This window comes from Streptomyces laculatispora (assembly GCF_017353455.1).
Lineage (GTDB): Bacteria > Actinomycetota > Actinomycetes > Streptomycetales > Streptomycetaceae > Streptomyces > Streptomyces laculatispora.
This window is the reverse complement of sequence record NZ_JAFMPZ010000468.1, coordinates 1-6,889: the sequence shown is the minus strand read 5'-3', so window position 1 is coordinate 6,889 and position 6,889 is coordinate 1. Positions and strand designations below refer to the sequence as shown.

Here is a 6,889-nt window from a genome sequence, read left to right as displayed (position 1 = left end):
CGACCAGAACGACCAGCCGATCAGGACGACCCCGACGAGACCGGTGATGAGCTCGTTGATCTCGTACTGGATCGTGACGAGCAGGATGACGGCCAGCGCGCCGATCGCGTAGTGCGCGCCGTGCTCCAGGTAGACGTAGTCGTCCAGGGTGCCCTGGCGGACCAGGTAGACCGTGAGCGAACGGACGTACATGGCACCGATACCGAGACCCAGCGCCATCAGCACGATCTCGTTGGTGATGGCGAAGGCGCCGATCACGCCGTCGAACGAGAAGGACGCGTCGAGCACTTCCAGGTAGAGGAACATGAAGAACGCGGCCTTGCCGGAGAGTGCGACCGCGGAGAGCTTCTTGCCGGTGCGCTGGGCCTCTTCCTCCTCCTCGTGCTCGCGTTCCTCCGCTTCTTCGAGCTTGTTCTCGAAGTAGCCGGAGAGTCCGCCGACGATGAGGTAGGTGATCAGACCCGCGATGCCCGCGAGCAGAACCGTCTCCGCCTTGTCCGCGTGTCCGCCGCCGTGCTGATGCGCGTTGCCCGCGAACGTCATGGCCGAGATCAGCAGGACGATCAGCGCGATGCAGACCGACAGCATGTCGACCTTGCCGAGCTTGGCGAGCGGGCGCTCGATCCAGCGCAGCCACTGGATGTCACGGTCCTCGAAAATGAAGTCGAGGAAGATCATCAACAGGAACATGCCACCGAACGCGGCGATCGCCGGGTGGGCGTCCGTGACCAGTTCCTGGTAGCGGTCCGCGTCGTTGAAGGAAAGCTTAATGGCTTCGATCGGACCCAGCTTGGCAGTGATGGCCACGATCACGACGGGGAACACCAGCCGCATACCGAAGACCGCGATGAGCACACCGACCGTGAGGAAGATCTTCTGCCAGAAGGCATTCATCTTCTTCAGGATTCCGGCGTTGATCACCGCGTTGTCGAAGGACAGCGAGATCTCCAGGACGGAGAGGATCGCCACCACTCCGAAGGCCTCCCACCCCCCGTAGAACCACGCTGCGACCAGGCCGATCGCGGTAATCGCGAGCGACCAGCCGAAGGTTTTCAGAAGCACTGGCTACCCCATCATTTATGTAACGGGTCTCTCCCCGGTGTGCACGGGGCTCCCCCGCGCCGAGCGCGGCTTTACGAAACGTTGACCCCGAAGTCTAGAGCGATGCCCCGCAGCCCCGACGCGTACCCCTGCCCTACTGCACGGAACTTCCACTCGCCGCCATAACGGTAGAGCTCACCGAAGATCATCGCGGTCTCCGTCGAGGCGTCCTCGCTCAGGTCGTAACGCGCGAGTTCCTGGCCGTCGGCCTGGTTCACCACCCGGATGAACGCATTGCTGACCTGGCCGAATGTCTGCCCGCGATTGTCCGCGTCATGGATCGAGACCGGAAATACGATCTTGTCGCAGCCGGCCGGCACCTGCGTGAGGTTCACGATGACCGACTCGTCGTCGCCCTCGCCCTCACCCGTGAGGTTGTCACCGGTGTGCTCCACGGAGCCGTCGGGGCTCGTGAGGTTGTTGTAGAACACGAACCATTCGTCACCGAGCACCCGTCCCGACTGGCACAGCAGCGCGCTGGCGTCGAGGTCGAAGTCGGCCCCCGTGGTGGATCGTGCGTCCCAGCCGAGCCCGATCAGTACCTGGGTGAGATTGGGTGCGGCCTTGGAGAGGGAGACATTGCCTCCCTTGGCGAGTGTGACGCCCATGGTGTGTGTCCTCCCCGAGTGAATGAACCGTCTTTGAGCGCGTCCGGCGCCGCACAGGGTGCGGCGCCGGACGGGACGTGCTGGTGCCTGCCCGGGGCCGCGCCCCGCGGGCGCGGCCCCGGATCGGCTGTCTAGACGTTGACGCCGAAGTCCTGCGCGATGCCGCGCAGACCCGAGGCGTAGCCCTGACCGATGGCGCGGAACTTCCACTCCGCACCGTTGCGGTACAGCTCGCCGAAGACCATGGCGGTCTCCGTCGAGGCGTCCTCGCTCAGGTCGTAGCGGGCGAGCTCGCTGTTGTCGGCCTGGTTGACCACGCGGATATACGCGTTGCGCACCTGGCCGAAGCTCTGCTGGCGCGACTCGGCCTCGTAGATCGAGACCGGGAAGACGATCTTGTCGACATCGGCCGGGACACCGGCCAGGTTGACCTTGACGACCTCGTCGTCGCCCTCGCCCTCACCGGTGAGGTTGTCACCGGTGTGCTCGACGGAACCGTCGGGGCTCTTGAGGTTGTTGAAGAAGACGAAATTGCCGTCGTTGCCGACCTTGCCCTCGGCGTTCGTCAGCAGGGCGCTGGCGTCGAGGTCGAAATCTCCGCCGGTGGTGGTACGAGCGTCCCAGCCCAGACCCACGATGACCGCGGTCAGGTTGGGCGCGGCCTTGGTCAGCGAGACGTTGCCGCCCTTGCTGAGGCTGACTCCCATGAGTCCTCCCATTGGTTTCCTTGGGGGCCGGCCGGTGCCGGCGCCTCCACGTTGCGTTGGCATCGGATCAACGAGTGGATCCTAGTGACCGGTTCCCGGCCAAAACAGGCTTTTGGCCGGGGGTCGCCCGCAGATCGCCCGGAACTCGGATCAGAGGGAGCCGAGCGCCTTGATGTAGTCGTTGAGGTCGCGCGCGTCGGGCAGGCCGTTGACGACGGTCCAGCGCACCACGCCCTCCTTGTCGATGATGAAGGTGCCGCGCACCGCGCAGCCCTTCTCCTCGTCGAAGACGCCGTACGCCCGCGAGGTCTCGCCGTGCGGCCAGAAGTCCGAGAGCAGCGGGTAGTCGAGGCCCTCCTGCTCGGCGAAGACGCGCAGAGTGTGGATGGAGTCGTTGGAGACGGCGAGCAGCTGCGTGTCGTCGTTCTCGAACGTGGGCAGCTCGTCGCGCAGGGCGCACAGCTCACCCGTGCAGACGCCGGTGAAAGCGAACGGGTAGAACAGCAGCACCACGTTCTTGGCGCCGCGAAATTCGGAGAGCTTCACGGTCCGGCCGTGATTGTCCTTCAGCTCGAAATCCGGGGCCTTGGTGCCGACCTCGATCGCCATGAAACGCGTCCCTTCGCTACGTCGCCGGGCTGGGCTGTCCGGGTGACTCCCACCCTACGCAGAGGCTCCCGGCGGCCGCGCGGCACCCGCAGAAGCTCATCCTGCGGTGTCCCGGCCGTGCCACGGGTGTACGAAGGCCCCCGGGCGGCGGGCTGCCGTCGGGGGCCTTCAGGGGCGAGTGCGGTTCAGCGCTTGGCCTTGGCCGCCTTCGGCGTGGCCAGACGGCTGCCCGTCCAGTCCTTGCCCGCACTGATGCTCTTGGTCTGGGCGAGACCGGCTGTCTGGGCAGCCTCGTTGATGTCGCTCGGCTCGACGTATCCGTCACGGCCGGTCTTCGGCGTCATCAGCCAGACCGTACCGCCGTCCTCGAGCAGACCAATGGCATCCACCAGCGCGTCCGTAAGGTCGCCGTCCTCGTCGCGGAACCAGAGCAGGACGACGTCTGCGACGTCGTCGTAGTCCTCATCGACGAGTTCCTGGCCGATAGTGGCCTCAATGCCCTCACGGAGCTCCAGCTCGACGTCGTCGTCGTAGCCGATCTCCTGGACCACTTGTCCGGGCTCGAACCCCAGGCGTGCTGCCGGGTTGGTCCGCTCCTCCGCGTGGTCCGCGGTCGCGCTCACGGGTTGCCTCCTGATCATGTTTCGGAAAATGCTGCAGCCACGCGCGTACGCGGGGCGTTGGCCGTAGTCCACACGGGAGCGGCGGATCGCGCAAGTACCCAGCGCACGAGACCGCCTAAACGGTGACGTTTCGTGCCACGTCGCCGCACTGTCGGCGGCCCCTTGCCGGAGCCCGCGCTACCGTCCACACCCTTTACGTCCTTGAACAGCTTATGCCGTTTCGGTCCGGCAATCGGAGTCGAGCAGTGTTTGGGAACACTTGCACGCCTTGGGCGTATGGTTGCGGTTTCGCCCGACCCATCCTGCCCGACGCGCCCTCCCGACGCGTCCTGCCTCCCCGGTACCCGCTGCGCCGCGGCCCATCCGGACCCTTGGGGACCGTCTCCGGGAAGCCGCCGGTTACCTTTGGGTAGAGATGACGTTTGCGCCCTCGCGGTACACGATGGGATGGCGTACGTGTACACATCCCGGGGGCGTGACTCCCTCAACCAGGCCCCGTAGCGCAGCACCGAACAGCGAAGGAACACGCGTGGCTTCCGGATCCGATCGCAACCCGATCATCATTGGCGGCCTTCCGAGTCAGGTCCCGGATTTTGATCCCGAAGAGACCCAGGAATGGCTCGACTCCCTCGACGCCGCCGTCGACGAGCGGGGCCGCGAGCGGGCCCGCTACCTCATGCTCCGGCTCATCGAGCGTGCGCGCGAGAAGCGTGTCGCCGTGCCGGAGATGCGTAGTACGGACTACGTGAACACCATCGCCACGAAGGACGAGCCGTTCTTCCCCGGCGACGAGGAGGTCGAGCGCAAGGTCCTCAACGCGACCCGCTGGAACGCGGCCGTGATGGTGTCCCGGGCGCAGCGTCCGGGGATCGGCGTGGGCGGTCACATCGCCACGTTCGCCTCCTCCGCCTCGCTGTACGACGTGGGCTTCAACCACTTCTTCCGCGGCAAGGACGACGGCCTGGGCGGCGACCAGATCTTCTTCCAGGGCCATGCCTCGCCCGGGATCTACGCCCGCGCCTTCCTGCTGGACCGGCTGAGCGAGGCGCAGCTCGACGGCTTCCGCCAGGAGAAGTCGAAGGCGCCGAACGGCCTGTCCAGCTACCCGCACCCGCGGCTGATGCCGGACTTCTGGGAGTTCCCGACCGTCTCGATGGGCCTCGGCCCGCTCGGTGCGATCTACCAGGCGCGGATGAACCGCTACATGGAGGCGCGCGGTATCGCCGACACCTCCAATTCGCACGTCTGGGCGTATCTCGGCGACGGCGAGATGGACGAGCCGGAGTCGCTCGGCCAGCTCTCCATCGCCGCCCGCGAGGGCCTGGACAACCTGACCTTCGTCGTCAACTGCAACCTCCAGCGCCTCGACGGCCCGGTGCGCGGCAACGGCAAGATCATCCAGGAGCTGGAGTCGCAGTTCCGCGGCGCCGGCTGGAACGTCATCAAGCTGGTCTGGGACCGCTCCTGGGACCCGCTGCTCGCGCAGGACCGCACGGGCATCCTGGTCAACAAGCTGAACACCACGCCGGACGGCCAGTTCCAGACGTACGCCACCGAGACGGGTGCGTACATCCGTGATCACTTCTTCGGCGACGACGCCCGGCTGCGGGACATGGTCAAGGACATGTCGGACCAGCAGATCCTGCACCTGGGCCGCGGCGGTCACGACCACCGCAAGGTCTACGCGGCGTACGCGGCGGCCAAGGCCCACAAGGGCCAGCCGACGGTGATCCTGGCGCAGACGGTCAAGGGCTGGACGCTGGGGCCGAACTTCGAGGGCCGCAACGCGACCCACCAGATGAAGAAGCTCACCGCCGAGGACCTCAAGCGCTTCCGGGACCGGCTGCACATCCCGATCGCGGACAAGCAGCTGGAGGACGGCAACCCGCCGTACTACCACCCGGGCCGCGACTCGGAGGAGATCCAGTACATGCACGACCGCCGCAAGGGTCTGGGCGGTTACGTCCCGACCCGTGTGGTGCGGGCGAAGCCGCTGGCCCTGCCCGACGACAAGGCGTACGCGAGCGCGAAGAAGGGTTCGGGTCAGCAGTCGATCGCCACCACCATGGCGTTCGTCCGCGTCCTGAAGGACCTCATGCGGGACAAGGAGATCGGCAAGCGTTTCGTGCTGATCGCGCCCGACGAGTACCGGACCTTCGGTATGGACGCGTTCTTCCCGAGCGCGAAGATCTACAACCCGCTGGGTCAGCAGTACGAGTCGGTGGACCGCGATCTGCTGCTCGCGTACAAGGAGTCGCCGACCGGCCAGATGCTGCACGACGGCATCTCCGAGGCGGGCTGTACCGCCTCGCTGATCGCCGCCGGTTCGGCCTACGCCACGCACGGCGAGCCGTTGATCCCGGTGTACGTCTTCTACTCGATGTTCGGTTTCCAGCGGACCGGCGACCAGTTCTGGCAGATGGCCGACCAGCTCGCGCGCGGCTTCGTGCTGGGCGCCACCGCCGGCCGTACGACGCTGACCGGTGAGGGTCTCCAGCACGCGGACGGCCACTCGCAGCTGCTCGCCTCGACCAACCCGGGCTGTGTCGCGTACGACCCCGCGTTCGGGTACGAGATCGGGCACATCGTCAAGGACGGCCTGCGCCGGATGTACGGCGGGACCCCGGACGAGAACGAGGACGTCTTCTACTACCTCACGGTGTACAACGAGCCGATCCAGCACCCGGCCGAGCCCGCCGACGTGGACGTCGAGGGCATCCTGAAGGGCGTGTACCGCTACAGCAGCGGCGAGAAGGGCGAGATCCCGGCCCAGATCATGGCGTCCGGTGTGGCGGTCCCCTGGGCGGTCGAGGCGCAGCGCATCCTCGCCGACGAGTGGAACGTGCGGGCGGACGTCTGGTCGGCGACCTCCTGGAACGAGCTGCGGCGCGAGGCCGTGGACGTGGAGCGGTACAACCTGCTGCACCCGGAGGAGGAGCAGCGCGTCCCGTACGTGACGCGCAAGCTCTCCGGTGCCCAGGGGCCGTTCGTGGCGGTCTCTGACTGGATGCGGTCCGTACCGGACCAGATCGCGCGCTGGGTGCCCGGTGCGTACCAGTCGCTGGGCGCGGACGGCTTCGGCTTCGCGGACACCCGCGGGGCGGCCCGCCGGTTCTTCCACATCGACGCCCAGTCGATCGTCCTGGCGGTGCTCACGGAGCTCGCGAAGGACGGGAGGATCGACCGTTCGGTGCTGAAGACCGCGGTCGACCGCTATGACCTGCTGGATGTGGCCGCGGCC

General features: G+C 66.7%; 6 protein-coding genes. 1 reads left to right on the top strand and 5 read right to left on the bottom strand.

Annotated elements, in window-relative coordinates; translation table 11 throughout:
• The 5 genes from J1C73_RS23020 to J1C73_RS23000 form a co-directional block, all read right to left on the bottom strand.
• On the bottom strand, positions 1-1,062 hold a 1,062-nt coding region (locus tag J1C73_RS23020; protein ID WP_207318091.1), incomplete at its 3' end, for a DUF475 domain-containing protein.
• Between the two features lie 71 nt (positions 1,063-1,133).
• The gene (locus tag J1C73_RS23015) at positions 1,134-1,709 is read right to left on the bottom strand and encodes a TerD family protein (RefSeq protein WP_123470656.1); all 576 of its coding nucleotides are present in this window, start codon (positions 1,707-1,709) and stop codon (positions 1,134-1,136) included.
• 131 nt (positions 1,710-1,840) lie between these two features.
• Complete coding sequence (locus J1C73_RS23010; protein ID WP_207318092.1) at positions 1,841-2,416, bottom strand: TerD family protein; 576 nt, start codon at positions 2,414-2,416, stop codon at positions 1,841-1,843.
• A gap of 150 nt (positions 2,417-2,566) precedes the next feature.
• Positions 2,567-3,025, bottom strand: a complete 459-nt coding sequence (locus J1C73_RS23005; protein ID WP_207318090.1) for a peroxiredoxin — start codon at positions 3,023-3,025, stop codon at positions 2,567-2,569.
• Positions 3,026-3,210: 185 nt separating this feature from the next.
• A complete protein-coding gene (locus J1C73_RS23000) occupies positions 3,211-3,648 on the bottom strand; it encodes a DUF3052 domain-containing protein (RefSeq protein WP_123470661.1) in 438 nt (145 codons plus the stop codon).
• 529 nt (positions 3,649-4,177) lie between these two features.
• On the opposite strand from J1C73_RS23000, the gene aceE reads away from it, so the two are divergent.
• On the top strand, positions 4,178-6,889 hold a 2,712-nt coding region (gene aceE, locus J1C73_RS22995), incomplete at its 3' end, for a pyruvate dehydrogenase (acetyl-transferring), homodimeric type (protein WP_207318089.1).

Coding starts and splice junctions, on each gene's coding strand:
- J1C73_RS23015 (WP_123470656.1), bottom strand. CDS start 1,709: ATGGGCGTCACACTCGCCAAGGGAGGCAATGTCTCCCTCTCCAAGGCC.
- J1C73_RS23010 (WP_207318092.1), bottom strand. CDS start 2,416: ATGGGAGTCAGCCTCAGCAAGGGCGGCAACGTCTCGCTGACCAAGGCC.
- J1C73_RS23005 (WP_207318090.1), bottom strand. CDS start 3,025: ATGGCGATCGAGGTCGGCACCAAGGCCCCGGATTTCGAGCTGAAGGAC.